The organism is Streptomyces sp. CNB091, assembly GCF_000377965.1.
This window is the reverse complement of record NZ_KB899016.1, coordinates 39924-65524: the sequence shown is the minus strand read 5'-3', so window position 1 is coordinate 65524 and position 25601 is coordinate 39924. Positions and strand designations below refer to the sequence as shown.

Genomic DNA, 25601 nt, shown 5'->3' with positions numbered 1-25601 from the left:
ACAGGGCCGCGCCCCCGGTCCACGTACGCGTACGTGGGCCGGGGGCGCGGTCGTCGTGCGGGGCGCGTGCCGCCCGCGTGGTCAGGCGGGGGCCGGCAGGGTCACCTTCTGCTCGGCCTCGCGGACGTCGTCCTGACCGAAGGCGTCGAGCGGGGAGGGCGAGGCCGAGTTGTACGCGTCGTGGTCGAGGATCTTCTCCCGGGCCGAGACGATCACCGGGATCAGCGCTTGGCCCGCCACGTTGGTGGCGGTGCGCATCATGTCCAGGATCGGGTCGATGGCCATCAGCAGGCCGACGCCCTCCAGCGGGAGGCCCAGCGTGGACAGGGTGAGGGTCAGCATGACCGTCGCGCCGGTGAGACCGGCGGTGGCCGCCGAGCCGATCACCGAGACGAAGGCGATCAGGAGGTAGTCGCCGATGCCCAGCTGCACGTCGAAGATCTGCGCGATGAAGATCGCCGCCAGCGCCGGGTAGATCGCGGCGCAGCCGTCCATCTTCGTGGTCGCGCCGAACGGCACGGCGAAGGAGGCGTACTCCTTCGGGACGCCGAGGCGCTCGGTGACCCGCTGGGTGACCGGCATGGTGCCGACCGAGGAGCGGGAGACGAAGGCGAGCTGGATCGCGGGCCAGGCGCCCTTGAAGAACTGGAGCGGGCTGACCTTGGCGACGGTGGCCAGGAGCAGCGGGTAGACGCCGAACATCACCAGGGCGCAGCCGATGTAGACGTCGGCGGTGAAGGTCGCGTACTTGCCGATGAGGTCCCAGCCGTAGTCGGCGATGGCGTAGCCGATGAGGCCGACGGTGCCGAGCGGTGCGAGGCGGATGACCCACCACAGGGCCTTCTGGAGCAGTTCCAGGATCGACTGGCTGAGGGTGAGGATCGGCTGGGCCTTGTCGCCGAGCTTGAGGGCGGCGATACCGGCGACGGCGGCCATGAACACGATCTGGAGCACGTTCAGCTCGGTGAACGGCGTGATCACGTTGTCCGGGACGATGCCGGTCAGAAAGTCGATCCAGCTGCCCTTGGTCTCGGAGAGCGCGCCGTCCTTCGGCGTGAGGCCGGTGCCGGAGCCCGGGTTGGTGACCAGACCGATCGCGAGGCCGATGGCGACCGCGATCAGCGAGGTGATCATGAACCAGAGGAGGGTGCGGGTCGCGAGCCGGGCGGCGTTGTTGACCTGGCGCAGGTTGGTGATCGACACGAGGATCGCGAAGAAGACCAGCGGGGCGACGGCCAGCTTCAGCAGCTGAACGAAGAGCGAGCCGATCTCGTCGAGGGTGGTGACGAGCCAGCCGAGGTCCTGGCTGCGGGCGAGCCAGCCGAGCAGCACGCCGAGGACCAGACCGGCGACGATCTGGGCCCAGAACGGGACCCTGGGTATACGGAAACCGGGGCCGGAGCCGGTGGGCTGCTCGGCCTCGGGGGCGGCGGACGCGGGGTTCGCGGACACGGACACACTCCAACTGGGGACGCATCGGGACGCACGGAGGCAACCGTGCGGTCGTGCGGTGGAACGGGGACGGGGTCGCGGCGCCCGCGTCGGGAGCGGCGCCGCTGCATGATGCCGTATCAGACCTCGCGGCAACAGACCGCGGACATACAGCGGCAGAGATCGACATGCAGGCGCGCCACGAGCGGGATGCTCGCGGCATGGCGGAGGCGCACAGCTGTCTTCACGTCGAATACGTTAACACTTGAACTTTGGGAACCTCAAAGCCTTTCTTTGGCTTCCGGGTGGAGGTCCGCCGGGCGGGAATGGCTGGAAAGCGGCACGGAACAGCGGAGAACGCCGCGGACCCCGGTGCTGGAGCCTGTTGGCTCCCGCCCGGGGTCCGGCGGAGAAGGGTGCGCGCGGCGTGCGCGTGTGAGGAAGCTTACGTGGCACCTACAGGCGTCACGGGGGCTACTGGACCGCGTCCTCGCGGGTGCGGTTGGCGTCGAGGCGCGCCTTGGTGCGGTCGACGGTGGAGACGATCTGCTCGGACATCTCGTCGCGCTGCTTGCGCAGCAGCACGTAGCTGAGCGGGGCGGAGAGGAGCAGGCCGAGGAGGATCACCCAGATGGCGTTGGAGCCCCCGAGCCCTGCGGGCACCAGCCCGAAGTGGACGGCTACACCGGCGGCGAGGAAGCAGCCGACGAAGATCAGCAGGCGCAACGCCGTGTAACGGATCAACGCGCTCGGCTTGGCAGCGGACACGGCTGGCCCTCTCTCTTCCCATGGACTCTCGACACGCTTCTGCCCGTCCAGTGAAGCATGGCCCGAATTCTCTCGGTTCAGGGGGTTGCCGGGCCCGGCGACGGGCGCGACCCGCGCCCCGGGCCTCACAGCCGGAGCAGCATGACGATGTCGTCGCGGTCGTCGTCGGGGGCGACCCGGATCGCGTCCGGCACCCGGCCGACCTCCTTGTATCCGCAGGCGGCGTAGAAGCGGTCGGCGCCGGTGCCGCCCCGGCAGGTGAGGCGGATCGCCTCGACGCCCTCGACGGAGCGGGCGGCGTCGGCGGCGGCGGCCATGAGGTCGCGGCCGTACCCCTTGCCCTGGTGGCGGGGGTGGACCATGACGGTGTAGAGCCACAGCCAGTGCTTCATCAGCCGGTGGCCGTTGAGGGCGAGGAAGGCGGTGGCGGCGACGGCCCCGTCCTCGTCCCGGCCGACCACCAGCCGGGTACGGCCCTCCTCGATGGCGACCAGGTGCTTCAGCAACTCGGGCCGGATCTCCTCGGCCGTGACGGGCGGAACGAAACCGACGGCTCCGCCCGCGTTGCTGACATCGGCCCAGAGGGCGGTGACGCCGTCGCGCAGGGCGGGGGTGAACGAGGGGTCCAACTCGAAAGTAAGCGCCATAGAGGCAGAGTAACCATTACAGCCTGCAGGGCTCAACCCTGTCCGAAACGCGAGAAAGCCCCGGCCGGGACGGCGGCCGGGGCTTCTCGCGCTTCGGGGTAGGACAGGCCGGGCGTCAGACGCGCATCGGCTGCGGCGACTCGCGGCGGTCCGCCTCGGGACCCGGATACTCGCGCAGGATCTCGTACCGCGTGTTCCGCTCGACCGGCCGGAAACCGGCGTCGCGGATCAGGTCCAGCAGATCCTCGCGGCCGAGCTTGTTCGGCGTGCCGAAGTCGTCGGCGTCGTGCGTGATCTTGTACTCGACGACCGAGCCGTCCATGTCGTCCGCGCCGTGCTGCAGCGCGAGCTGGGCGGTCTGCACACCGTGCATCACCCAGAACACCTTGACGTGCGGCACGTTGTCGAAGAGCAGCCGGGAGACCGCGAAGGTCTTCAGCGCCTCGGCGCCGGTCGCCATCGTGGTGCGCGCCTGGAGCTTGTTGCGGACCTTGCCGTCCTTCATGTCCACGAAGTCGTGCTGGTAGCGCAGCGGGATGAAGACCTGGAAGCCGCCGGTCTCGTCCTGCATCTCCCGCAGCCGCAGCACGTGGTCGACGCGGTGACGGGGCTCCTCGATGTGCCCGTACAGCATCGTCGCGGGGGTCTTGAGCCCCTTCTCGTGCGCGAGGCGGTGGATGCGCGACCAGTCCTCCCAGTGGGTGCGGTGGTCGACGATGTGCTGGCGGACCTCCCAGTCGAAGATCTCCGCGCCGCCGCCGGTCAGCGATTCGAGACCGGCCTCGATCAGCTCGTCGAGGATCTCGGAGGCCGAGAGGCCGGAGATCGTCTCGAAGTGGTGGATCTCCGTCGCCGTGAACGCCTTCAGCGCGACGTCCGGGAGGGCTTCCTTCAGCGCGCTGAGCGAGCGCGGGTAGTAGCGCCACGGCAGCGTCGGGTGGAGTCCGTTGACGATGTGCAGCTCGGTGAGGTTCTCGCCCTCCATCGCCTTGGCGAGGCGGACGGCCTCCTCGATGCGCATCGTGTACGCGTCCTTCTCGCCCGGCTTGCGCTGGAACGAGCAGTACGCGCACGAGGCGGTGCACACGTTGGTCATGTTGAGGTGCCGGTTGACGTTGAAGTGCACCACGTCGCCGTTCTTGCGCGTGCGCACCTCGTGCGCCAGCCCGCCGAGCCACGCCAGGTCGTCGGACGCGTAGAGGGCGATCCCGTCCTCGCGGGTCAGCCGCTCGCCGGCCCGGACCTTCTCCTCCAGCTCGCGCTTGAGTCCCGCGTCCACTAGGGCGCCTCCCATATCTCCGTGTATCAGACTCCGACCAACCGTACGCCTACGCCTCTTCGGGGAGTTCTCCGACCCGGTTCTCCCACTTGGTGGAGAGCACGATCGTCGTACGCGTCCGGGAGACGCCCTTCGTACCGCTGAGGCGGCGGATCGTCTTCTCAAGACCGTCCACGTCGCCGACCCGGACCTTCAGCATGTACGAGTCGTCGCCCGCGATGAACCAGCAGTCCTCGATCTCCGCGAGGTCCTTCAGCCGGCGCGCCACGTCCTCGTGGTCGGCCGCGTCCGACAGGGAGATCCCGATCAGCGCGGTCACGCCGAGCCCCAGCGACGCGGAGTCGACGGTGGCGCGGTAGCCGGTGATGACACCAGCGGTTTCCAGCCGGTTGATGCGGTCGGTGACGCTGGGCCCGGAGAGCCCCACGAGCCGTCCCAGCTCGGCGTACGAGGCCCTGCCGTTCTCCCTGAGGGCCTGGATGAGCTGCCTGTCCACCGCGTCCATATGACTGAAACCTTCCATTGTTCAGCAGTACCGCGATTCTACGTGTAGAATCTAAGGCATGTAGGGCTGACACCCTGCAAATCTTCTAGAACATCCAAGAAACGCTTTCGAATCTTCAGGAGTGAACTTCACCGTGTACACGATCGAGATGGCCTACGCCCGGATGCGCGAGCTGCAGGACCTGGCCAACCGCTCGCGTGCCCACCAGCCCGCCGCCGCGCACCGCGTCGACAAGACCCGCACCCCGCGCCGCGCGCACAAGAAGCGCTGACCAGCACCTGACTGACCGGGCCTCTAGAGGTACTGACCAGGGCCTATCGGTCCTGGGTGCCTCGGGAACCGCCACCGAGCTCTCCTTCCCAGCGGCGGTACAGCCGGTGCGGCACGCCTCCGGCGTCCAGCACCCGCCCCGCGACGAAATCCACCAGATCCTGGATGTGCGTCGCACCCGCGTAGAACGCCGGAGAGGCGGGCAGCACGATCGCGCCCGCCTCGTCCAGGGCCACCATCTGCTTCAGCGTCTGGCCGCTCAGCGGAGTCTCGCGCACCGCCACGACGAGCGGGCGGCGCTCCTTGAGCGTCACGCTCGCGGCCCGCTGGAGCAGATCCTTCGACAGACCGAGCGCCACGCCGGCCACACAGGCCGTCGAGGCCGGCACGATGAGCATCCCCTTCGCCGGGTACGACCCGGAGGACGGCCCGGCCGCCAGATCACCGGCGGGCCAATGGCGTACGAGCTCCAGCCCTGCCTCCCCGACCGCGAACGCGTCCGGCTTCCCGTCGGCCCCCCGCTCCAGCCAGGTCCGCAGATCCTCGCGCCAGTGCCCGTCCCGGAACGCGATGCCGGTCTCGTCCAGCAGCGTGAGCCGCGAGGCCCGGCTCACCACCAGGTCCACGCTCTCGCCCGCCGCGAGCAGCCCGCGCAGAACGGCGGCCGCGAACGGGGTACCCGAAGCACCGGACACCCCGACAATCCAAGGCCGCCGCTGCTGATGAGTCACTGAAGTCCTGGATTCCACACCTGCGAGCCTATCCGGCACGCCCTCGCGCCCGGCACCCGGAACCGGGCGGGCGCCGCAGACGTTCACCGGGTGACGGGCAACCGGGGGCAGGGACTGACCATGGGCGACTACTGGACCACCGACCGGACCACGGGCAACGGCACCACCGGCGGTGCGCGGGCCCTCACCGCGGGGCTCCTGATGGCGGGCTGGGTGGCCCTGCTCTGGATCCTCGAAGGGATCGACACCGCCACGGCCAACGCCCTGGACCCCTACGGCATCAGCCCGCGCGAGGCGGCGGAGCTGCGGGACGTGGTGCCCGCCGCGTTCCTGCACAGCGGGTGGGAGCACCTGGCCTCCAACAGCGTCCCGCTGCTGGTCCTCGGCTTCATCGCCGCCCTCGCGGGGCTCCGCCGGTTCGCCGCCGTCGTCGTGACGATCATCCTGGTCAGCGGCCTCGGCGTCTGGCTGACCGCCCCGGCGAACACGATCACGCTCGGCGCGTCCGGCGTGGTCTTCGGGCTGTTCGGCTATCTGCTGGTCCGCGGCTTCGTGGACCGCCGCCCCTGGGACGTCCTCATAGGCGTCGGCGTCGCCGTGGTCTACGGCTCGCTGCTGTGGGGCGTCCTGCCGACCGACTCGGGCGTCAGCTGGCAGGGCCACCTGTTCGGGCTGGCCGGCGGGGTGGCGGCGGCCTTCCTCTTCCGCCGCCCGCGCCGCCCACCGGAGAACCTGGTCACGGTCTGAGCCGGACCTCCGCTCACGGCGTCAGGCCGCGCACCAGCAGGTCGAGCAGCGCGCAGGCGAACAGCGCGATGCCGATGAAGCCGTTCACCGAGAAGAACGCCCGGTTCAGCCGGGACAGGTCGTGCGGCCGCACCACCCGGTGCTCGTAGACGAACGCCGCCGCGACGATCGCCATGCCGATCCAGTAGAAGAGCCCGGCGTCCGTGGCCAGGCCGAACCACACCAGCAGCCCGGTCGTGACCGCGTGGCACACCCGCGCGCCCCACAGCGCCGCCGGGATCCCGAAGCGCGCCGGGAAGGAGAGCACCCCGTGGGCCCGGTCCGCAGCCACGTCCTGGCAGGCGAAGATCAGGTCGAAGCCGCCGATCCAGATCCCCACGGCGAGCCCGAGGATCACCGCGTCCCACGACCAGTTGCCGGTCACCGCGAGCCAGGCGCCGACCGGTCCGATGGCCTGCGCCAGGCCCAGGATGGCGTGCGGGAAATTCGTGAACCGCTTGCCGTACGGGTAGAGCACCATCGGCACGACGGCCAGCGGCGCGAGCACCAGGCACAGCGGGTTGAGCAGGGCCGCCGCGCCCAGGAAGACGGCCAGCGCGACCAGCGCACCGGTCCACGCGGACTTCACCGACACCGCGCCGGTCACCAGCTCACGGCCCGCGGTGCGCGGGTTCCGGGCGTCGATCTCCCGGTCGATGATCCGGTTGGCGGCCATCGCGAACGTCCGCAGCCCCACCATCGCCAGCGTGACGAGCAGCAGCGTGCCCCAGTGGATGGAGCCGTCCAGCAGGAACATCGCGGTCAGCGCGGCGATGTACGCGAACGGCAGCGCGAAGACCGAGTGCTCGATCATCACGAGCCGCAGGAAGGCCTTCACCTTGCCGGCCGAGGGCGCGGGCCCGGGAGCGGACGCCGCTTCCGCCGTACTGCTCACAGCCCGTATTCCTTCCAGCGACGGTCGACCTTCGCCGCCGTCTCCGGGTCGGACTCGACCATCTCCGGCCATCCGCCGTCCCGGGTGTAGCCCTCGGTGGGCAGCTTCTTCGTGGCGTCGATGCCCGCCTTGCCGCCCCAGAACTGCTGGTACGAGGCGTGGTCCAGGTGGTCGACCGGCCCCTCGGTGACCGTGAGGTCGCGGGCGTAGTCGGTGTTGCCGAGCGCCCGCCAGGCGACCTCGTGCAGATCGTGGACGTCGCAGTCGGAGTCGACCACCACGATCAGCTTGGTCAGCGACATCATGTGCGCGCCCCAGATCGCGCTCATCACCTTCTGGGCGTGCTTCGGGTACTTCTTGTCGATCGAGACGATCGCGCAGTTGTGGAAGCCGCCCGCCTCGGGAAGGTGGTAGTCCACGATGTCCGGCACGATGATTTTCAGCAGCGGCAGGAAGAACCGTTCCGTGGCCCGGCCCAGCGGCCCGTCCTCGGTCGGCGGCCGGCCCACCACGATGGACTGGAGCAGCGGCCGCTTGCGCATGGTGACGCAGTCGATGGTCAGTGCGGGGAACGGTTCCTGCGGGGTGTAGAAGCCGGTGTGGTCTCCGAAGGGGCCCTCGGGGAGCATCTCGCCCGGCTCCAGCCAGCCCTCGATGACGACCTCCGCCTGCGCGGGGACCTGGAGCGGCACGGTCTTGCAGTCGACCATCTCGATCCGCTTGCCCTGGACGAACCCGGCGAAGAGGTACTCGTCGATGTCCCCGGGCAGCGGGGCGGTGGAGGCGTACGTCACGGCGGGCGGGCAGCCGAAGGCGATGGCGACGGGCAGCCGCTCACCGCGCCTCGCCGCGACCTGGTAGTGGTTGGCGCTGTCCTTGTGGATCTGCCAGTGCATCCCGATGGTGCGCTTGTCGTGCCGCTGGAGCCGGTAGAGGCCCAGGTTCCGGACGCCGTTCTCGGGGTGCTTGGTGTGGGTGAGGCCGAGGTTGAAGAAGGAGCCGCCGTCCTCGGGCCAGGTGAAGAGCGCGGGCAGCTGGTCCAGGTCGACGTCGTCGCCGGTCAGCACCACCTCCTGGACGGGCGCGTCGCCGGTCTTCACCTTCTTCGGCGGCACGTGCACCATCGAGCCGAGCTTCCCGAAGGCCTCCCGCACCCCGACGAAGCCCTGCGGCAGCTCCGGCTTGAGGAGTCCGCCGATCTTGTCGCTGATGTCGCTGTACGACTTCAGTCCGAGGGCCTTCAGGAGGCGCCGGTCGGTACCGAAGACGTTCATGGCCAGGGGCATCGAGGACCCCTTGACGTTCTCGAACAGCAGGGCGGGCCCGCCCGCCTTGTTGACCCGGTCGACGATCTCGCCGACCTCCAGGTGGGGGTCGACCTCGACCTTGACGCGCTTGAGATCACCATCGCGCTCAAGAGCCCGGAGCAGGGAGCGAAGATCGTCGTAAGCCATGCGGTCCAGTTTGTCATCCCCGCCCCCGCGGCCCCGCCGGGGCTCCCCCCGCGCCGCGCGCCGAAAGTCCGCCGGCCGTCCGGGCACGCGCCCGGCTGGTCCGCCTCCGGGCTCCGGCCCCTTCATGCCGAGCCGGTACCCTGGCCGCGACACCGGGCTTCATCCCGCCCGCCGCCGCCTTCCTGGGGGACGCACCATGAGAGCCCTGATGATCATCGTCCCGCTGGCTCTGACGATCTACGCGTTCATCGACTGCCTGAACACCACGGAGGAGGACACCAAGCATCTGCCGAAGATCGCCTGGGTCTTCATCATCCTGCTGTTCTGGATCGTCGGCCCGGTCGTGTGGCTCGCCGCCGGCAAGAAGCGCCACAACAGGGCCGGGGGCACGGGACCTGGCTGGCAGCGGCGCGGGCGGCAGCAGTGGGTGGCCCCGGACGACAACCCGGACTTCCTCAAGTCGCTCAAGGACGACAAGGACGCCGAGGCAGAGGCCGAGGAGGAGCGGGGCCGCCGTCGCGACGGCGGCACGGGCCCCGACGACAAGACCCCGCCGACCGCCTGACGTCGCACCGGCCGCCTGACCGGCCGCCTGACGGCGCACCACCGACCGCTACACGACGGCTCCCCGGACGAGAATCCGCCCGGGGAGCCGTCGTACGTCGTGCGCGGGTTTCTCAGACCCGCGGGTTTCTCAGACCCCCGCGTAGGAGTGCAGGCCGGAGACGAACATGTTCACGCCGTAGTAGTTGAACAGCCAGCAGGCGAACGCGACGAGCGCCAGGTAGGCGGCCTTGCGGCCCTTCCAGCCGGCGGTGGCGCGGGCGTGCAGATAGGCGGCGTAGGCGACCCAGGTGATGAAGGACCAGACCTCCTTGGGGTCCCAGCCCCAGTACCGGCCCCAGGCGTCGCCCGCCCAGATCGCGCCGGCGATGATCGTGAACGTCCACAGCGGGAAGAAGGCCGCGTTGAGCCGGTACGAGAACCTGTCCAGCGTGGACGCCGAGGGCAGCCGCTCCATGACCGAGGTGGCGAACCTGCCGGGCGTGCCGCCGGAGGCGAGCTTGCTCTCGTAGGTGTCGCGGAAGAGGTAGAGGACCGTACCGACCGCACCGAGGTAGAAGACGGCGCCGCAGATGATCGCGGTCGAGACGTGGATCCACAGCCAGTACGAGTGCAGCGCGGGCACCAGCTGGTCGCTGGCGGTGTAGAGCGTCGTGACCGCGATGCCCAGGTCCAGCAGGACGGTGGTGACCAGCGGGAGGCCGATCCAGCGGACGTTCTTCTTCAGGGCGAGCAGCACCAGGTAGGAGCCGACCGCCACCGTCGAGAAGGTGATGGAGAACTCGTACATGTTGGCCCAGGGGGCCCGCTGCACCGAAAGGGCGCGGGTGGCGACGCCGCTCGCCTCGACGAGGAACGCCACCACGGTCAGCGAGACCGCGATCCGGCCCCACAGGTCGCCCTTGAACGTGCCGCCGGCCGCACCCGGGCCGTCGGGCACGTCACGCGTACCGGTGGCGGAACGGGTGATGACCTCGGGCCGGTCCAGCACGGCCGTGCCACCGGCGCGCGCCTCCCCCCCGGCGGCGGCGGACGCGGAGGCGCCCGCTCCGGAGGCGGACAGCCCGGCGGCGGTGCGGCCGACCTTGCTGCGGCTGCCGAGCACCCACTCCGCGATGTGCGCGAAGAAGGCCAGGGTGTAGACGGCCATCGACGAATAGATCAGCACATTGCTGGTGTTCGCCAGGCTCTCGTTGGTTGCGGCGGCGAGATTCACTTCTCAGCCCCTTCGACAGGTGCTTCGGCAGGATGTACGGGCCGGCTCCCGGCCTCGTTCGTGACATCGTTCGTGGCGCCGGTCGTACCGGGCCCGTCCGGCGTGTCCGGGGCCTCCGGCGTGTCCGGGGCCTTGGCAGCGGCCGGGGCGACGGGCGCCGTGGTGACCAGAGCGGCCGACAGGTCGCCCAGTTCCTCGGGGAGCCTCGCGGACTCGCTGCGGCCCAGGCCCGCCATCTCCACGACCGTGACGCCGTCGGCGCCCCGGACCGCCCGCACCCACACGCGGCGGCGCTGGATGAACAGCGAGCCGGCGAGACCCGCGATGGCGGCGACGGCCCCGCCGAGCGCCCAGCCGTTGCCGGGCTGCTGCGAGATCTGGAAGCTGGCCCACTCCTCGACGCCGTCGAAGGTGATGGATCCGGCGCCGTCGGGCAGGTCCAGCTTCTCGCCCGGCATCATCATCTTCTTGAGGAGCTCGCCGTCCTCGCCCTTGAACTCCTTCATCTTGGACGTGTCGAGCTGGTAGACGTTCTGCGCCAGCCCGGAGTCGACGCCGAGGGAGCCCTGGTAGGCGCTGAGCGCCAGGACGGGGAAGTCCAGGGCGGGGAACTGCGAGAACATCTGGCCCTTGCCCTCGCCGGCGAAGGTCGGCACGAAGAAGGCCTTGAAGCCCAGCTGGGTCTTCTTGCCGTTCTTGTCCTTGTAGCCGTCCATCACCTTGATGGCGCCGGACGAGGTGATGTTGTTGTCGATCGGCAGCAGCGGGACCGCGGACCGGGAGACGACCTTCCCCTTGCCGTCCCGGACGGTGACGACGGGGGCGTAGCCGTGGGCGATCAGATAGATCTTGGTGCCGTCCACGGTGAGCGGCTCGTTGACCTTGATGACGTCCTTGCGCTCCGCGCCGTCGGCCCCCTCGGTGTACGTCACCCGGGCCTCGAAGGTCCGCGGGGTGCCGCGCTGCGGGCCGCTCTTCTCGTACGTACCGACGAACTCGTCGAGCACGAAGCTGAACGGGGCCAGCGAGTCGGAGTCGTGGAGCGAGCCGGACTTGAAGTCGTCGTACTGGGTGAGCGTGTTGGAGAAGCCGTCGCCCTCGACGATCAGCTTGCCGCCCTCCGACTTGAAGAGCTGCCCGGAGGCGAAGGCCACCAGCATCACGATCAGGGCGATGTGGAAGACCAGGTTCCCGGCCTCGCGGAGGTAGCCCTTCTCGGCGGCGACCGCGTCGCCCACCACGTGCGCCCGGAAGCGCCGCTTACGCAGGAGGGCGAGGGCCGCTTCACGGGCCGCCTCGGGCTCGGCCTCCGTGCGCCAGGTGGTGTACGCGGGCAGCCGGGTCAGCCGCTTCGGGGCGCCCGGCGGGCGGCTGCGCAGCTGGCCCACGAACTGACCGGTGCGCGGCACGATGCAGCCGATGAGCGAGACGAACAGCAGGATGTAGATCGCGGAGAACCACACCGAGCTGTAGACGTCGAAGAGCTGGAGCTTCTCGTAGATCGGGGTGAGGGTGGTGTGCTGGTCCTTGAAGTCCTGCACCTTCATGTCGTCGACGCTGGTCTGCGGGATCAGCGACCCCGGGATGGCCCCGAGGGAGAGCAGGAAGAGCAGGATCAGCGCCACCCGCATCGAGGTGAGCTGACGCCAGAACCAGCGCGCCCAGCCGATCACGCTCATCGCGGGTACGCCGGCCCCGGTGTCGGGGCGCTCCTCGCGGGGCGCGGTGGAGAGCTGTTCGCCCGCCGCGCCGTGGGCGGAGCCCTGGTCGCGCTCGTCCTCGCGCTGCCGCGTCTCTGTGCCGTTCGACTTGCTCATGAACTCAGATCCCTACAACGAAGCCGCTGGACCAGCTCTGCATGTGCTGCATGAGCGTGGCCCACACACCGGTCAGCAGCAGGATTCCGGTCACGATCATCATGCCGCCGCCGATCCGCATCACCCATGCGTAGTGGCGCTTGACCCAGCCGAACGCGCCGAGCGCCTTGCGGAAGGCGACCGCGGCGAGGATGAACGGGACACCGAGACCGAGACAGTACGCGACGGTCAGTATCGCGCCGCGTCCGGCGGTGGCGCTGTCGGTCGAGAGCGCCAGTACGGAGGCGAGGGTCGGGCCGATGCACGGCGTCCAGCCGATCCCGAAGAGCGCGCCGAGCAGCGGCGCGCCGGCCAGTCCGGCCACCGGCCGCTTGTGGATGCGGAACTCGCGCATCGTCACCCCCGGCAGGAGCCCCATGAAGAAGACGCCCATGAGGATCATCAGCACGCCGAGGACCTTGTTGAGCACCTCGGAGTGTGCCTGGAGCTCTTGGCCGAAGTAGCCGAAGAGCGCGCCGGTGGAGGCGAACACCACGGTGAAGCCGAGGACGAACAGCGAGGCGCCCGCCACCACCCGGCCTCGGCGTGCCTCGGCGAGGTCCGTGCCGCTGACCCCGGTGACGTAACTCAGATAGCCGGGTACGAGCGGCAGGACGCAGGGCGAGAAGAAGGAGACGAGACCGGCCAGCAGGGCGAGCGGCAGAGCGACCAGCAGCGCCCCGGTCAGGACGGTGTCGTTGTACGCGGCCAGCGTGACGGTGTCGCTGTACGCGGCGAGCGCGACGGTCTCGTGGGGGGCGGCGAGCGGGATCACTGGATCACTTCTCCGCGATGACCGGGTCGATCATCTCGCGCAACTCGTCCGCGTCGAGCCCCCGGAGTGTGCGGGCGGCGATCTTCCCGTCCCGGTCGAGGACCACGGTGGACGGGATGGCCTGCGGGTTCAGGGTGCCTTTGGGGAAGCGGAGGATGAGCTTGCCGATCGGGTCGTAGAAGCTGGGGTACTCGACCCCGTAGTCCTTCTCGAAGTTGATCGCCTTGTCCCGCTCGGGGTCCCGGGTGTTGATGCCGATGAACTGGACGCCCTGGGCCTTCGTCTCCTCGGAGACCTGCGCGAAGTACTTCGCCTCCAGCCGGCAGGGGCCGCACCAGGAGCCCCAGACGTTGAGCACGACGACCTTGCCCTTGTAGTCGGCGACGTCGAGCGGCTTGCCGTCCAGACCCTCGCCGTCGAGCTTCGGCGCCGCCACCCGGTCCGCCTTCGCGACGGTGGAGATGCCCCCGCTGCCGGTGATGAAGTTGGTGTTGCCGCCGCCTCCGGCCTTGTTGCCGTCGCCGCACGCGGACAGCGTCAGGGCACCGGCCACAGCGGTGGCGGCGAGCAGGGTGAAGCGGCGTCGGGACGCGCGGCCAAAGCTCATGTGAAAAGTTTCGCATGGCGGATTCCGGGCTCCCCCGCGCCCCCCTCAGTGCCCGTAAAGCCCCTTGTCAAGCCTGTTTAAAGAAGGAGTTCCAGCCGTCGGCGGGCGCCTGTCCGACGTCCAGCGTCCGGAGCTTGGCGAGCACGGCGGGATCCTGGACATCGAGCCAGTCGACGTACTGCCGGAACGAGACGAGACGCACGTCGTCCTTGTCCGACACCTTCTTGATCACTTCTTCCACGGCGTCCATGTAGATGCCGCCGTTCCACTCCTCGAAGTGGTTGCCGATGTAGAACGGCGCGCGATTCGACTCGTACGCCCGCTGGAAACCGGCGAGATACGCCCCGGTCGCCTGGGTCCGCCAGCCCGGATAACGCGAGGGCATGCCCTTCGTCGAATTCTTCGACTGATTGGCGAGGATGTTGTAGTCCATCGAGAGCACCTCGAAGGAGTGCCCGGGGAACGGCATCGCCTGCAACGGCAGATCCCAGACGCCGCCGCGCTTCACGGGCCAGGTCTGGCGGCCGCCCGGCGAGCTGGCGTCGTAGCGCCAGCCCAGTTTGCGCGCGGTCGGCAGGAGATTGTCCTGGCCGAGCAGGCAGGGCGTGCGTCCGCCGATCAGTTCCTTGCGGTAGTCGAACGGGAGCGGATCCTCGTTCTCCCAGCCGGTGTTCGTCCGCCATTCCGTGACGAAGGACACAGCCTGATTGATCTCGCTGTGCCATTGGGCTGGCGTCCAGTGTTCGACGGATCCGGAACCACCGCAGAAATGCCCGTTGAAGTGGGTGCCGATCTCATGGCCGTCCAGCCACGCCTGGCGCACGTATTTCAGGGTGTCCCTGACGTGATCGTCGGTGAGATAGCCGATGTCGGAGGCGCCACGGGGGTTGTTCGGCGGACGGTAGAGGGATTTCTTCGACTCGGGCAGCACGTAGATGCCGGAGAGGAAGAACGTCATGGCCGCGTCGTGCTCCTTGGCCAGTTCGAGAAAGCGCGGGAAGAGCCCGTTGCCGACCTCGCCCGCGCCGTCCCAGGAAAAGATCACGAACTGCGGCGGCTTCTGGCCGGGTTCGAGCGGGACGGGCGCCTGCGGCTGGTTGGGCTGTTTGCCGGTGTCGGCGGTCGAGCCGTCACCGATCAGCCGGACCTTGTTCTTCGGCACGCCGTTTCCGCTGCCGTTGCCGTTGCCGCTGGTGCCCGCGTCGCCTGCGCCGCCCCGGCCGGGACCTCCGTCGCCGGAGGAGCCCGAGGCGCCACAGCCGGCGAGGCCGATCGCGGCTGCGGCGCCGAGCCCCGCCCCGAGCAGGCCCCTTCGATTGATCTCGCGCATACCGTCCCCATCTGCGGTCGTTTTATCTCAAGTCCATACAAACTGCTGAAGGGTTAGATGGGGCGCGTAACACGTCGGTTCCGTGCATTTGGGGACTTTCTTTACGCTTTACCTCGCAGCTCGACCGACGGTCCGCCCGGTCCGGGCGCGACACGTCCGTACGACGCTCGCACGCGCTTACGGGCAGCCCTGACGGGGGACGCGGGAGTGGCCCTCCGCAGTTCTGCCGTCGGCCGACGGGTCACCGACCGCTTTCGGGGCCGATGCGTCGGCGCCGACGGTCGGCGTCGACGGATCGGCTTCCCTGGATCGTCGAACTCATGCGCGGGCGCGGGCGCGGGGACAGCCCGTCGGCCGGCCTAGGTGCTGGTCGAGCGGAAGGTCTCCACCAGGGCGTCGGCCAGGAGACCCTGCCAGCAGGCGTGGTCGCGGCCGCCGTTGTGAACGGTGCGGACGACCCGGTGCCCCCGGACGCGCAGCGCCGGGACGAGAGCCTCTCCGTGCTCGGCCCAAGCGGCCCCGTCGTGCAGGCCGAGGGCGAGGTGGACGACGGGGCCGGGAATCCGGTCCCCACCGACCGTGGTCCGGTCCCCGTCGGCCGTCCGGCCCCCGCCGGCCGTGGTCCGATCCCCGCCGTCGGGCATCCGGTCCCCCTCGCCCGGGGTCCCTTCCTCGCCGTCGGGCCGCCCGTCCGGCGAGGGTGACTGGACGAGGACCCGGCCGAAGCGTTCGGGCCGGGTGAGGGCGGCGTACAGCGCCGTCGTCCCGCCGGGCCCCTGGCCGGAGACGGCGGTCCGGTCCGCGTCGGCGGTCAACGGCCACCGGGCGCGCGCCCAGGGCAGCAGTTCGTCGGCGAGGAAGGCGGCGTAGGCCTCCCGCCCGCCCGGGTCGCGCCGCAGGGACCCGGCGGCCTCGCCGTCCTCGGCACCCTCGGTGCCCTCGCCGTCCGGGGAGAGCACGACGAGCGGCGGCAGGGCCCCGTCGGCGATCAGCGCGTCCAGCGTGTCCTGGAAGCCGAGCCGCCCGAACCACATGTCCCCGTCGCAGAGCACGAGCACCGGCAGCGGCCCCGGCACAGGCACAGGCACAGGCACAGGCACAGGCCGACCGTCTCCGGGGCGGTCCGCCCCCTCCGGCGGAAGGTACGTCCAGACCTCGCGCCCCTCGCCGGGCGACCGGCCCGCGAGGGTGTGCCGCTCGACGGCGCCGCGCCGAACGTCGGCCCGCCGGCCCGCCCAGGGCTGGGGCGGGGCCTCCGGCAGGGCGAACACCGAACTCTCCACCGCCCGCCGGCGGGCCGGCAGCCGGCACGGGTTGAGGGGGTCCGCCCCACCGTGCGCCGTCAGCGCCGCCAGCCGCCGCTGGAGCAGGGCGGGATCGACGGGCGCGGGGCCCGGGGAGATGTCGGCGACCAGCCGGTAGGACCCTCGGTGGTCGGCGCGCAGCCGGTAGCCGAGGTACCAGACGTCGGTGCCCGGGAGGTGGTGGAGGAGTGTGCCGGCCCGCCGGTCGGGGTCGCCGATGCCGGTCGCCATCAGGAGGACCTGGCGGGTCGCGCGGTGGCCCCGCCAGAGGAAGGTGACGGCGCGATGGCCGGGGGCGTCGTCGAGCGCTTCGACGAGCGGGGTGCCGGTACGGGCCGCCTCCTCCCAGAACGCCTCGGTCAGGGCGTCCCGGGCGGCGGCGTCCCGGGCGGCTTCGAGCTGCCGGGCGAGCCGGGCCACCCGGGAGCCGGTGACCGGCCGGGGAGCGGCGTCCGCCGCACGGGCCGCGTCACTCATCGGCCGACCTCACCGGGGTGGCCCGCCCGGCCGGTCTCCGGTCGGACGTGGTCGCGGTCGTGGTCGCGGTCGTGGTCGTGGTCGTGGTCGTGGGGGCAGTGCGGATCATCGTTCCACCGTTCCGTCGCAGGCGTCGGTGACCACGACGAGCCCCACGGGAACCAGCGGGGCCCGACGGGCCGTGGGCCCGCCCTCCTGGAGTCAAGTTAGCTTAGCCTAAGCTAACTTTTTGTTGACGGTGTGTAAGACAGGTGGCGCGGAAAAAGGGACGGGACCGCCCGCCGCGATGCGCGGCAGCCGGTCCCGTACGTCCCATAGATCCCGTGGAGCCCGTACATCCCGTACATCCCGTAGAACCCGTCCCGTGGCGTCGGACTACGCGCCGAACGCCTTGGACTGGCCCTTCGCGGCCTTCCCCCTCACCGGCTTGGCCCCGGCCAGCAGGTGCACGGGCACCAGGTCGCGGGCCGGCTCCGAGTAGCCGACCGAGACGATCCGGTCGCCCCGGTAGGTGAAGCTCGTCAGCGAGGCCAGCGTGCACTGCCGCTTGCGCGGGTCGTGCCACAGACGGCGGCGCTCGACGAAGGAGCGCAGGATCCAGATCGGCAGCTGGTGGCTGACGCAGACCGCCTCGTGGCCGCGCGCCGCGTCCCGGGCGGCGTCGAGCGCACCCATCATCCGGACGACCTGCTCGATGTACGGCTCGCCCCAGGACGGCTTGAACGGATTGGTGAGGTGCTTCCAGTTGTCCGGCTTGCGCAGCGCGCCGTCGCCGACGCCGAAGGTCTTGCCCTCGAAGACGTTGGCCGCCTCGATCAGCCGGGCGTCGGTGGCGAGGTCCAGGCCGTGCGCCTTGGCGACGGGGGCGGCCGTCTCCTGGGCGCGCTCCAGCGGGGAGGCCACGACATGGGTGATGTCGCGCTTCTCCAGGTGGCCGGCGACCCGGTCGGCCATCTTCCGGCCCAGGTCGGAGAGGTGGTAGCCGGGGCGGCGCCCGTAGAGCACGCCGTCCGGGTTGTGCACCTCGCCGTGCCGGACCACGTGCACCACGGTCAGCTGCTCGTCGCGGCCGACGCTCTCGCGGTCCGTGCTCATCTCGCTCATGCGGTGGCCTCCACCGCGGCACGGGCGGCGGCGGGCAGGGCGGCGGCGATGCGCTCGACCGCCCGCTCGTCGTGGGCCGTGGAGACGAACCAGGACTCGAACGCCGAGGGCGGCAGGTAGACGCCCTGCTCCAGCATCGCGTGGAAGAACGCGGTGAAGCGGAAGACGTCCTGCTTCTTGGCGTCGTCGTAGTCCCGGACGGGCTCGTCCGTGAAGAAGACGGAGAACATGTTGCTCGCGGCGGACACGGTGTGCGCGACGCCCTCCTTGGTGAGCGCGTCGCCCACCAGGGAGCGCAGCTCTGCGGAGACCGCGTCGATCTTCGCGTACGCCGCGTCGTCCAGCAGCCGCAGCTGGGCGAGGCCGGCGGCGGTGGCGACCGGGTTCCCGGAGAGGGTGCCCGCCTGGTAGACCGGGCCGGCCGGGGCCAGGTGCGCCATCACGTCGCCGCGACCGCCGAAGGCCGCCGCGGGGAAGCCGCCGCCCATCACCTTGCCGAAGGTCATCAGGTCGGGCCGGACACCGTCGACGCCGTACCAGCCGGCCTTCGACGTACGGAAGCCCGTCATGACCTCGTCGGAGATGTACAGCGCGCCGTTGGCCGCGCACAGCTCCTTGAGGCCGGCGTTGAAGCCGTCCGCCGGCGGGACGACGCCCATGTTGCCGGGCGAGGCCTCGGTGATCACGCAGGCGATCTCACCCGGGTGCGCGGCGAAGGCGGCGCGCACCGCGTCCAGGTCGTTGTACGGCAGCACGACGGTGTCCCCCGCCGTGGCGCCCGTGACTCCCGGGGTGTCGGGCAGCCCGAAGGTGGCCACGCCCGACCCGGCGGCGGCCAGCAGCGCGTCCACGTGCCCGTGGTAGCAGCCGGCGAACTTCACGACCTTGGCCCGACCCGTGAAACCGCGGGCCAGCCGGATCGCCGACATGGTCGCCTCGGTGCCGGAGGAGACCAGGCGCACCTGCTCGACGGGCTCGATCCGCGCCACGATCTCCTCGGCGAGCGCGACCTCGCCCTCACCCGGCGTACCGAAGGAGGTACCCCGGGAGACCGCCTCCTGGACGGCGGCGATGACCTCGGGGTGAGAGTGGCCGAGAATCATCGGCCCCCACGAGCACACGAGGTCGACGTACTCGCGGCCGTCGGCGTCGGTGAGGTACGGACCGGTGCCGGACACCATGAACCGGGGCGTACCGCCCACGGCCCGGAAGGCACGCACGGGAGAGTTCACGCCGCCGGGCGTCACGACGGACGCCCGGTCGAACAGCGACTGCGAAACTGGGGCTTCGTATGAATACGCCACTTTGGTCCTGATCTGCGATTCGGGTATCGGGAGGCCGGGCCGGGAAATCCCTAAGAATCTCGGCCACCGGTGAGCAGGGAGCGCACTCCCCTCGTATCACGAAAGAGCGTCAGTCCCCTCGCGTCTGCGAAACTGGGCCGACATAGGGAAAGCTCACACATGCCATGGTGTCAGAGGCGCGCACGGTCTTCGCGGACAGGTGTTTCACCGCACGCCCGCGGGGGAGGTCACTGACACGATGATCGGGTTGCGCGGCGGGGGCTGTGTCTCCTAAGAAGTAGTCGGGTGGATGAGATATGCATCGCGGTGGCGGAGTGGGCGAGGGGACCGACGACCTGGGGCCCGAGCCTGCCCGGCGAGGGCGGCACCGGCGCAGGGCCGAGCGCGCCCAGAGCAGGGGCGCGGACAGCACGCCGCCCCCCGGGACCAGGAGCGGGGGCGGGATGGGGGTGACATACAAGTACTTCGGCGCCCCGGACGGGGCCACCGCCGCACGCGTGCCCATCTCGATGCGCCCGGAGGAGCTCGGCGGTGACGAGCTCGGCATGGGCGGCATGTTCACCAAGATCAAGCCGGAGACCGTGGCCGCCATGGTCCTGACCGGGATCCAGGGCATACCCCTGCACAAGGTCCCCCCGCTCGAACTGGTCGTCCTCCACCCCGACTACGCCGTGGTCAAGCTGCCGATGACCGTCGTCGACCCGCTGCGCGGCGTCGGCGAGGAGTCGGTCGGCGCGGCGGCCTTCATCTGGTCCACGGTCCCCGACCGCGGCGGCCCGCGCGACGCCTTCAACGTCTACCAGCTGCTCCACGAGTGGCAGGACTTCTCCCACCGGCTGCACGACGCGGGGCATCAGGCGTACTGCCTGGTCTGGCCCTGATCCGGGGACGGGCGAAGGCCGAACGGAGTTCGAGCGGAGTTCGAGCGGAGTTCGAGCGGAGTTCGAGCGGAGTTCGAGCGGCCTCGTGCTCCGGTAGCCGGCTCGCGCGCGGCATACCCGGAGCCGCTCGCACGCGGCGGAGCGGTGCGGCGACGACCGACGGTCGACGGTCAGTTCGAGCCAAATATCGTGAGGATTTGGCCGACAGTCGGTCTTCAGCCGACCCACCGGGCACGCCGATGCACAGGACACCCGACCATCTGGAGGTCCGCCGTGGGCGACGTTCTGCTGGCCCTGTCCATCCCCGTGCTCGTCTTCGGCGGCGGCATCTACGCGGCCTGCGACTGCTGGTGGCGCCGTAGGCATCCGGCGCCACCGTCCCCTTACACCCATCGGGCGGCCCGGCTCGCGGAACAGGAGATGCTGCTCCTGGCCGAGGAGATCGTCGACGACGCGCACGCCGCGCTCGGCCCCCTCTACGACGCCCCGGGCCGCGCCGGACCGCCCCTGGGCAGCCTCAGCCCCCGGCCGTCCCGGGCGCCGCGGGGAGACGCCACGCCTGATCGCGCCCCGTCACCGCCAGCAGCCGCTCGAAGGCCGTAGCCCCCTCCCCCACCGGGAACGGCTCACCGAAGACCTTCATCTCCCGGGCCTGCGGAGCCATCGCCGCCAGCCCCGGCCCCAGTTCGTCGAGCACGCGCTCCTCCGGCACGAAGTCCGCGCCCGTCGCCCGCGCCAGGTCCCAGGCGTGCACGGTCAGATCGCCGAGCACCATGAGCCCCACCGTCCGGGCCGGCAGCCCCATCTGCCCGGTCGTGCCCTCCTCGACGCCCGGCACGCTCCACGCCTCCACCAGCCGGGCGGTCTCGGCACCGAACCTGCCCCGCCAGTCGCCCGCCACGAACTCCGGCTCCTGGCCGAAATCCACCTCCTCGCGGGCCGCGAGGGCCTGGAAGTTCACGACCACCAGGAACAGGTGGTTCACCAGCGCCCGTACGTCGTACTCGGCACAGGGCGTACCACCGCCCAGCTGCCCGTCGTCGATCCCCCGCACGACGGGCAGGGCCCGGTCCGCGGCGGCTTCCAGCAGTTCACCGATCGTCTGTGTCATGCCTTCACCCTCCGCCCGCGCACCGCACGGCGTCTTGAAGAAACACGACAGGTGTTCCGAGGGCACGGGACCACGGCCTTCCGTCCGGCTCGGACCGGACCGGACCGGACCGGCTCGGACCGGCCCCCGCGAGCCTGGCCCGATCCAGACGAAGGGCCCTAAAATCGGGTCATGGCCGCCGGACCTCGCCGCGACACCCGGGGCATCGTCGACGCCCCGGACCTGTTCGCGCACGTGCGCTTCCGCCGCCGCGAGCCCGCCGCCGGGCTGCGCCCGTATCTGGAGCACTACTGGCTGATCGACTGGGACCTCACCGAGCCGTACGCCGCCCATGTGGTCCCGCACCCGTCGGTGAACCTGGTCTTCCAGCGGTACGAGACGGGGGACGGCCCTCGGGAGCGGTCCGGGTACGTCGAGGTCGCGGGCGTCGATCCCGGGCTCTTCGCCCGGAAACTGGCCGGGCGCGGGCGGGTCTGCGGGGTGCAGTTCCGGCCCGGCGGGTTCCGCCCGTTCGCACCCGGACGCCCGGTGTCCACGTGGACCGGGCTGCGGTCCGACGCCGCCGGGACGCTGCGGCTGCCGCCCCCCGTCCGGGGCGTCCTGGACCCGGACGACGAGGACGCGCGGGTCACGGCGCTGGACGCCTTCCTGCTGGCCCTGGAGCCCCGCCCCGATCCGCGGGCGACGCTGGCGATGGCCGTCGTCGACCGGGTGCGCGCGGACCGCACGGTGCTCCGGGCCGACCGGCTCGCCCGGGACGCCGGGCTCTCCGCCCGCTCCCTGCAACGGCTCTTCTCCGCGTACGTCGGCGTCGGCCCCAAGTGGGTCATCCTCCGCTACCGCGTCCACGAGGCGCTGGAGCGCGCCGGATCCGACCCGGCCGTCGACTGGGCGCGGCTCGCGGCGGACCTGGGCTACTGCGACCAGGCCCATCTGGTGCGGGACTTCACCGCGACGGTGGGCGTGCCCCCGACGGCGTTCGCCCCGCGTTGACGGCAGTCGGGCCCCCACGGCGTTCGCCCCGCGTTGACGGGCAGTCGGGCCCTCGACGGCGTTCGCCCCGCGTTGACGGCGGCCGGGCGCGACTCCGCACACGCATCTACCCGCGCACCCGCACGCCGGTCCGGCCCCCGCACGCCCCGCCAAATCCCTGGCAGCCCGTCCCGTCCCGGTGGCATCCTGACCGGGTGAACGGACCCGAGATCACCCTCGAAGTAGCCCCTGAGCTGCGACTCTTCGTCTCGCACGACCGTCGCGGCGGGCCCACGCCCCTCGTCACGGACGGCTCCTCGACCCTCGGCCATGTCATCGAGTCCCTCGGCGTGCCGCTCACCGAGGCCGGAACACTGCTGGTGAACGGCTCCCCGGTGGCCCGCTCGCATGTGCCCGGCCCCGGCGAGCACGTGGACGTACGCGCCGTGGAACGCCCCCAGCGGGTCCCCGGCGCTCCCCTGCGCTTCCTCCTCGACGTCCATCTCGGGACGCTGGCCCGCCGCCTGCGGCTCCTGGGCGTCGACGCGGCGTACGAGAGCGAGGACATCGGCGACCCCGCCCTGGCCGCCCTCTCCGCACGGGAGCGGCGCGTCCTGCTCTCCCGGGACCGCGGGCTGCTGCGCCGCCGCGAGATCTGGTCGGGGGCGTACGTCTACAGCGACCGCCCCCCGGAGCAGCTCCGCGACGTCCTCGGCCGGTTCGCCCCGGCCCTGGCCCCGTGGACCCGCTGCACCGCGTGCAACGGCACCCTGGCCGGGGCCGCGAAGGACACCGTGAGCGGACTCCTCGAACACGGCACCCAGGAGGCGTACGACGTGTTCGCCCAGTGCACGGGGTGCTCCCGGGTGTACTGGCGCGGCGCCCATCACGGCCACCTGGAGACGATCGTGTCCGAGGCGATAGCCGAATTCGGGGCCGCGCCGGCCTGAGGGCCGCGGTTCGGGCCATGGCGGGGTCGAGCCGCAGATCCGGCGCGGTCCCGGTAGGTCGAGCCGCAGATCCGGCGCCGGTCCGGCGCGGCTCCCGGTAGGTCCGGCGCGGGCCCCCGTCGATCGAGCCGCAGATCCGGCGCGGTCCGGCGCGGTCCCCGGTCGTGGTCTCCCGCGGGCGGGGCGCCCCGCGCCGCCTGCCTATCCTTCTCCCCGTACCCGATCAGCAGTCCGAGGAGATCGCCATGGCCGCCACCCCCATCGCCGTCATCACCGGCGCGAGCAGCGGCATCGGCGCCGCGACCGCCCGTACGCTGGCCGCCGCCGGCTTCCGGGTCGTGCTGACCGCCCGCCGCAAGGACCGCATCGAGGCACTGGCCGCCGAGATCACCGAAGCCGGTCACCAGGCGACGGCCTACCCCCTGGACGTCACCGACCGCGCGGCCGTCGACGAGTTCGCCACCGCGTTCCGCTCCCTCGCCGTCCTCGTCAACAACGCGGGCGGGGCGCTCGGGGCCGACCCCGTCGCGACCGGCGATCCCGCCGACTGGCGGCAGATGTACGAGACCAACGTGATCGGCACCCTCAACGTCACCCAGGCCCTGCTGCCCGCCCTCACCGCGAGCGGCGACGGCACGATCGTGATCCTCTCCTCCACCGCGGCGCTCTCCGCGTACGAGGGCGGCGGCGGCTACGTGGCGGCCAAGCACGGCGAACACGTCCTGGCCGAGACCCTGCGGCTGGAGATCGTCGGTACCCCGGTCCGCGTCATCGAGGTGGCCCCCGGCATGGTCAGGACCGAGGAGTTCGCCACCACCCGTTTCCGCGGCGACACCGAGAAGGCCGCCAAGGTCTACGCGGGCGTCGACGCCCCGTTGACCGCCGAGGATGTGGCCGACACGATCGGCTGGGCCGTCACCCGCCCCAGCCACGTCAACATCGACCTCCTGGTGGTCCGCCCCCGCGCCCAGGCCTCCAACACGAAGGTCCACCGCACCGGTTGAGCCCGGCTCACCCCCTCACCTCAGCCCTTGATGCAAATGACCTGCTTGAGCTTCGCGACGACCTCGACCAGATCCCGCTGCTGCTCCATGACCTGCTCGATGGGCTTGTACGCGGCCGGGATCTCGTCGAGAACGCCGGAGTCCTTGCGGCACTCCACACCGCGCGTCTGCTCCTCCAGGTCACGCACCGTGAAGCGACGCTTGGCCGCGTTCCGGCTCATCCGTCGACCGGCTCCGTGGGAGGCCGAGTTGAACGCCTTCTCGTTGCCGAGACCCTTCACGATGTACGAACTGGTGCCCATCGAGCCGGGAATGATCCCGTACTCCCCGGAGCCGGCGCGGATCGCTCCCTTGCGGGTGACCAGCAGGTCCGCTCCGTCGTACCGCTCCTCCGCCACGTAGTTGTGGTGGCAGGAGATCTCCTGCTCGAAGACCGGCTTCGCCTTCTTGAACTCCTTGCGGACCACGTCCTTGAAGAGCGCCATCATGATCGCGCGGTTGTACTTGGCGTACTCCTGCGCCCAGTACAGATCGTTCCGGTAGGCGGCCATCTGCGGAGTCTCCGAGATGAAGACGGCCAGGTCCCGGTCGACAAGGCTCTGGTTGTGCGGAAGCTTCTGCGCGATGCCGATGTGGTGCTCGGCGAGTTCCTTGCCGATGTTGCGGGAGCCCGAGTGCAGCATCAGCCACACCGCACCCTCACTGTCGAGGCAGAACTCGATCATATGATTTCCCGAGCCAAGTGTTCCCATCTGCTTCGTGGCGCGTTCCTGGCGGAATTTGACCGCATCGGCGATCCCCCCGAACCGCCCCCAGAAGTCGTCCCATCCCGCCGTCGAGAACCCGTACAGCTTCCCCGGGTCCACCGCGTCACCGTGCATCCCCCGGCCGACCGGAATGGCCTGCTCGATCTTGGAGCGCAGCCGTGACAGGTCACCGGGAAGGTCGTTCGCGGTGAGGGACGTCTTGACGGCGGACATTCCGCAGCCGATGTCCACCCCGACCGCGGCCGGGCACACCGCGCCCTGCATCGCGATCACCGAGCCGACCGTCGCCCCCTTGCCGAAGTGGACGTCCGGCATGACGGCGAGACCTCTGATCCACGGCAGCGTGGAGACGTTGCGCAGCTGCTGCATCGCCCCGTCCTCGACCGACGCGGGGTCCGCCCACATCCGGATCGGGACCTTCGCTCCCGGCACCTCTACGTACGACATAACTCCTCGATTCCCCCGAAAAGACTGAAAGCGCAAAACCGGTACCAAGATCGGCAAACCTGTCGGCCGACCGGCATTCACAGCGGCGCGTGCGATACACATTGTGTCCATCGGCCGCCTTCGAGCGGCAACCCGTTTTCCGTACCGAAGGGAGCCTGGGACGGTG

At 70.7% G+C, this 25601-nt stretch carries 25 protein-coding genes; 7 read left to right on the top strand and 18 right to left on the bottom strand.

Features of this window, described 5'->3' with window-relative positions:
• Nucleotides 1-81 precede the first annotated feature (81 nt).
• The 5 genes from D581_RS0134215 to D581_RS0134195 form a co-directional block, all read right to left on the bottom strand.
• Complete coding sequence (locus D581_RS0134215; RefSeq protein ID WP_018961625.1) at nucleotides 82-1452, bottom strand: dicarboxylate/amino acid:cation symporter; 1371 nt, start codon at nucleotides 1450-1452, stop codon at nucleotides 82-84.
• 453 nt (nucleotides 1453-1905) lie between these two features.
• Nucleotides 1906-2199 (bottom strand): DUF4229 domain-containing protein, encoded by a 294-nt coding sequence (locus tag D581_RS0134210; RefSeq protein ID WP_018961624.1) that lies wholly within the window; start codon nucleotides 2197-2199, stop codon nucleotides 1906-1908.
• Nucleotides 2200-2324: 125 nt separating this feature from the next.
• Nucleotides 2325-2846 carry a GNAT family N-acetyltransferase gene (locus tag D581_RS0134205; protein WP_018961623.1) on the bottom strand — a complete coding sequence of 174 codons (522 nt, stop codon included), beginning with the start codon at nucleotides 2844-2846 and terminating at the stop codon, nucleotides 2325-2327.
• Between the two features lie 115 nt (nucleotides 2847-2961).
• The gene (gene mqnE / locus D581_RS0134200; RefSeq protein WP_018961622.1) at nucleotides 2962-4125 is read right to left on the bottom strand and encodes an aminofutalosine synthase MqnE; all 1164 of its coding nucleotides are present in this window, start codon (nucleotides 4123-4125) and stop codon (nucleotides 2962-2964) included.
• Between the two features lie 49 nt (nucleotides 4126-4174).
• Nucleotides 4175-4630 carry an Lrp/AsnC family transcriptional regulator gene (locus D581_RS0134195; RefSeq protein ID WP_018961621.1) on the bottom strand — a complete coding sequence of 152 codons (456 nt, stop codon included), beginning with the start codon at nucleotides 4628-4630 and terminating at the stop codon, nucleotides 4175-4177.
• Nucleotides 4631-4751: 121 nt separating this feature from the next.
• Here D581_RS0134195 and D581_RS1000000141480 point away from each other — a divergent pair, with 121 nt between their 5' ends.
• Nucleotides 4752-4901 carry a hypothetical protein gene (locus tag D581_RS1000000141480; protein WP_018961620.1) on the top strand — a complete coding sequence of 50 codons (150 nt, stop codon included), beginning with the start codon at nucleotides 4752-4754 and terminating at the stop codon, nucleotides 4899-4901.
• Nucleotides 4902-4944: 43 nt separating this feature from the next.
• Here the strand turns inward: D581_RS1000000141480 and D581_RS0134185 are convergent, their stop codons facing one another.
• The gene (locus D581_RS0134185; protein WP_026291159.1) at nucleotides 4945-5631 is read right to left on the bottom strand and encodes a UbiX family flavin prenyltransferase; all 687 of its coding nucleotides are present in this window, start codon (nucleotides 5629-5631) and stop codon (nucleotides 4945-4947) included.
• A gap of 120 nt (nucleotides 5632-5751) precedes the next feature.
• Here D581_RS0134185 and D581_RS0134180 point away from each other — a divergent pair, with 120 nt between their 5' ends.
• Nucleotides 5752-6378 (top strand): rhomboid family protein, encoded by a 627-nt coding sequence (locus D581_RS0134180; RefSeq protein ID WP_026291158.1) that lies wholly within the window; start codon nucleotides 5752-5754, stop codon nucleotides 6376-6378.
• A gap of 13 nt (nucleotides 6379-6391) precedes the next feature.
• Here D581_RS0134180 and mqnP read toward each other — a convergent pair whose 3' ends face one another.
• Both mqnP and D581_RS0134170 read right to left on the bottom strand, forming a co-directional pair.
• Nucleotides 6392-7312, bottom strand: a complete 921-nt coding sequence (gene mqnP, locus D581_RS0134175; RefSeq protein ID WP_018961617.1) for a menaquinone biosynthesis prenyltransferase MqnP — start codon at nucleotides 7310-7312, stop codon at nucleotides 6392-6394.
• Entirely contained in the window at nucleotides 7309-8766 is a 1458-nt protein-coding gene (locus D581_RS0134170; RefSeq protein WP_018961616.1) for a menaquinone biosynthesis decarboxylase, read from the bottom strand. The genes mqnP and D581_RS0134170 overlap by 4 nt, the downstream gene beginning before the upstream one ends.
• Before the next feature lie 208 nt (nucleotides 8767-8974).
• Between D581_RS0134170 and D581_RS0134165 the strand changes: the two genes are divergently transcribed.
• A complete protein-coding gene (locus D581_RS0134165; RefSeq protein ID WP_018961615.1) occupies nucleotides 8975-9331 on the top strand; it encodes a PLD nuclease N-terminal domain-containing protein in 357 nt (118 codons plus the stop codon).
• Between the two features lie 129 nt (nucleotides 9332-9460).
• On the opposite strand, the gene ccsB is transcribed toward D581_RS0134165, so the two are convergent.
• The 8 genes from ccsB to hemL form a co-directional block, all read right to left on the bottom strand.
• Nucleotides 9461-10546, bottom strand: a complete 1086-nt coding sequence (ccsB, locus tag D581_RS0134160; protein WP_018961614.1) for a c-type cytochrome biogenesis protein CcsB — start codon at nucleotides 10544-10546, stop codon at nucleotides 9461-9463.
• Nucleotides 10543-12363 carry a cytochrome c biogenesis protein ResB gene (resB, locus tag D581_RS0134155; RefSeq protein WP_018961613.1) on the bottom strand — a complete coding sequence of 607 codons (1821 nt, stop codon included), beginning with the start codon at nucleotides 12361-12363 and terminating at the stop codon, nucleotides 10543-10545. The genes ccsB and resB overlap by 4 nt, the downstream gene beginning before the upstream one ends.
• Nucleotides 12364-12367: 4 nt before the next feature.
• Nucleotides 12368-13177: a cytochrome c biogenesis protein CcdA gene (locus D581_RS0134150; RefSeq protein WP_018961612.1), complete on the bottom strand. Its 810-nt coding sequence runs from the start codon at nucleotides 13175-13177 to the stop codon at nucleotides 12368-12370.
• A gap of 4 nt (nucleotides 13178-13181) precedes the next feature.
• Entirely contained in the window at nucleotides 13182-13784 is a 603-nt protein-coding gene (locus D581_RS0134145; RefSeq protein WP_018961611.1) for a TlpA family protein disulfide reductase, read from the bottom strand.
• Between the two features lie 67 nt (nucleotides 13785-13851).
• Nucleotides 13852-15114, bottom strand: a complete 1263-nt coding sequence (locus tag D581_RS0134140; RefSeq protein ID WP_018961610.1) for a hypothetical protein — start codon at nucleotides 15112-15114, stop codon at nucleotides 13852-13854.
• 359 nt (nucleotides 15115-15473) lie between these two features.
• Nucleotides 15474-16895 (bottom strand): enterochelin esterase domain-containing protein, encoded by a 1422-nt coding sequence (locus tag D581_RS0134135; protein ID WP_018961609.1) that lies wholly within the window; start codon nucleotides 16893-16895, stop codon nucleotides 15474-15476.
• 375 nt (nucleotides 16896-17270) lie between these two features.
• Entirely contained in the window at nucleotides 17271-17999 is a 729-nt protein-coding gene (locus tag D581_RS0134130) for a histidine phosphatase family protein (protein WP_018961608.1), read from the bottom strand.
• Nucleotides 17996-19267 (bottom strand): glutamate-1-semialdehyde 2,1-aminomutase, encoded by a 1272-nt coding sequence (gene hemL / locus D581_RS0134125; protein ID WP_078625995.1) that lies wholly within the window; start codon nucleotides 19265-19267, stop codon nucleotides 17996-17998. The genes D581_RS0134130 and hemL overlap by 4 nt, the downstream gene beginning before the upstream one ends.
• A gap of 332 nt (nucleotides 19268-19599) precedes the next feature.
• Here hemL and D581_RS0134120 point away from each other — a divergent pair, with 332 nt between their 5' ends.
• On the top strand, nucleotides 19600-20184 hold the full coding sequence (locus tag D581_RS0134120) for a hypothetical protein (protein ID WP_073746161.1): 585 nt from the start codon (nucleotides 19600-19602) through the stop codon (nucleotides 20182-20184).
• A 517-nt stretch (nucleotides 20185-20701) separates the two neighbouring features.
• Here D581_RS0134120 and D581_RS0134115 read toward each other — a convergent pair.
• A complete protein-coding gene (locus tag D581_RS0134115; RefSeq protein ID WP_018961606.1) occupies nucleotides 20702-21295 on the bottom strand; it encodes a TIGR03086 family metal-binding protein in 594 nt (197 codons plus the stop codon).
• 171 nt (nucleotides 21296-21466) lie between these two features.
• Between D581_RS0134115 and D581_RS0134110 the strand changes: the two genes are divergently transcribed.
• The 3 genes from D581_RS0134110 to D581_RS0134100 all read left to right on the top strand — a co-directional run bounded on the left by D581_RS0134110 (nucleotide 21467) and on the right by D581_RS0134100 (nucleotide 24221).
• Complete coding sequence (locus D581_RS0134110) at nucleotides 21467-22288, top strand: helix-turn-helix domain-containing protein (RefSeq protein ID WP_018961605.1); 822 nt, start codon at nucleotides 21467-21469, stop codon at nucleotides 22286-22288.
• A 194-nt stretch (nucleotides 22289-22482) separates the two neighbouring features.
• A complete protein-coding gene (locus D581_RS0134105) occupies nucleotides 22483-23217 on the top strand; it encodes a Mut7-C RNAse domain-containing protein (protein ID WP_018961604.1) in 735 nt (244 codons plus the stop codon).
• A 245-nt stretch (nucleotides 23218-23462) separates the two neighbouring features.
• Nucleotides 23463-24221, top strand: a complete 759-nt coding sequence (locus D581_RS0134100) for an SDR family NAD(P)-dependent oxidoreductase (RefSeq protein WP_018961603.1) — start codon at nucleotides 23463-23465, stop codon at nucleotides 24219-24221.
• A 20-nt stretch (nucleotides 24222-24241) separates the two neighbouring features.
• Here the strand turns inward: D581_RS0134100 and D581_RS0134095 are convergent, their stop codons facing one another.
• A complete protein-coding gene (locus D581_RS0134095; protein ID WP_018961602.1) occupies nucleotides 24242-25435 on the bottom strand; it encodes an RtcB family protein in 1194 nt (397 codons plus the stop codon).
• Nucleotides 25436-25601 lie beyond the last annotated feature (166 nt).